The following is a 472-nucleotide window of genomic DNA, read 5'->3' as shown; positions in this document are numbered from 1 at the left end:
CGTCGATCACCCAGGCTCCGATCGGCACGATGAGGCGCGTTTCCTCCGCGATCGGGATGAATTGCGAGGGCGGTACCATGCCCAGATGCGGGTGCTTCCAGCGCAGCAGCGCCTCCACGCTCAGCAACTGGTCCGTCGCGGCCTGCACGCAGGGCTGGTATTCGAGCCACAGCTCGCGGCGCTCCACCGAGGTGCGCAGATGGGTTTCGAGTTCGAGGCGGTGGCGCACGCTTTCGGCCATCTCGGGCGAGAAGAACTTGACGAGATTGCGGCCGCCCGATTTCGCGCGGTACATCGCGGCATCGGCGTTCTGCATCAGCGTCTCGATGTCCTCGCCGTGATCCGGATACAGCGCGATGCCGATGCTGCACGCCACCTGCAGCGTCATGCCGCCGATCTGGTGCGGCTCCTGCATGAGCGGCAGCAGCCGTTCGTCGAGCAGATGCGCCACGTCGGCCGCGCTGCCCGCGCC

General features: G+C 67.2%; 1 protein-coding gene. It reads right to left on the bottom strand.

The window, feature by feature from the left end:
* On the bottom strand, positions 1-472 hold a 472-nt coding region (locus tag FQ705_RS00025), incomplete at both ends, for an EAL domain-containing protein (protein WP_144137432.1).

Source organism: Paraburkholderia sp. BCC1884, assembly GCF_900996225.1.
Classification (GTDB): Bacteria; Pseudomonadota; Gammaproteobacteria; order Burkholderiales; family Burkholderiaceae; genus Paraburkholderia.
The sequence above is the reverse complement of the archived record's forward strand: the minus strand, read 5'-3'. Positions and strand labels throughout refer to the sequence as shown.